This window comes from Streptomyces corchorusii (assembly GCF_001514055.1).
Classification (GTDB): domain Bacteria; phylum Actinomycetota; class Actinomycetes; order Streptomycetales; family Streptomycetaceae; genus Streptomyces; species Streptomyces olivaceoviridis.
In genome coordinates, this window is record NZ_KQ948406.1 from 1 (window position 1) to 884 (window position 884).

At 69.6% G+C, this 884-nt stretch carries 1 protein-coding gene; it reads left to right on the forward strand.

Going from position 1 to position 884, the window contains the following annotated elements:
- A partial coding sequence (locus AQJ11_RS45020) for an IS701 family transposase (protein WP_059267389.1) occupies nt 1-884 on the forward strand: 884 nt, incomplete at both ends.

The following is an 884-nucleotide window of genomic DNA, read 5'->3' on the forward strand; positions in this document are numbered from 1 at the left end:
CGGAAGAACGGCTGGCAGCTCGCCGAGTATGCAGGTCACCGCGGGCCAGCGGGCTTCCAGCATCTGCTGAACGGTGCGGCCTGGGACGTCGAAGCGGTCCGGGACGACGTGCAGCACTACGTCGCCGAGCGCCTCGGCACCCCAGACGGGGTCCTGATCGTGGACGACACTGGCTTCCTCAAGAAGGGCACTACGTCCGCTGGGGTGCAAAGGCAGTACTCGGGTACGGCCGGCCGGACGGAGAACTGCCAGATCGGAGTCTTCGCCGCCTACGTCTCGGCCAAGGGCAGAGCGCTGGTGGACCGGGAGCTGTATCTGCCGAAGTCCTGGACCTCGGATGCGGACCGGTGCCGGGCGGCGAAGATCCCCGACAGTCGCGTCTTTGCGACCAAGGGCGAGCTGGCCCGGGCAATGATCCTGCGGGCGCCGGCCTCGCCCCTGCCGATCGCCTGGGTCACGGGCGACTGCGCCTACGGACAGGAATGGCGCATGCGCCGCACCTTGGAAGAAGCCGGGGTCGGCTACGTCCTGGCCGTGCCGAAGTCGCAGCAACTGCACGCTCCCTTCGGGCGTATCGACCAGGCCATCGCCGATGCCCCCGCCGAGGCGTGGGAACGCCACTCCTGCGGCGACGGTGCCAAAGGCCCGCGCCTCTACGACTGGGCCGCCGCACGCCTGCCGGCGATCGGTGTCTTCGACGGCGACCGGCCCACCCACGAGCGATGGGTACTAGGCCGCCGCAGCCTGGCCCGCCCAGACGAGATCGCCTACTACCTCGCCTACGCCCCCAACGGCACCAGCGTTGCTGACCTGGTCCGGATCGCCGGCTCGCGCTGGGCGATCGAGGAAGCCTTCCAGGCCGCCAAGAACGAATGCGGTCTCGA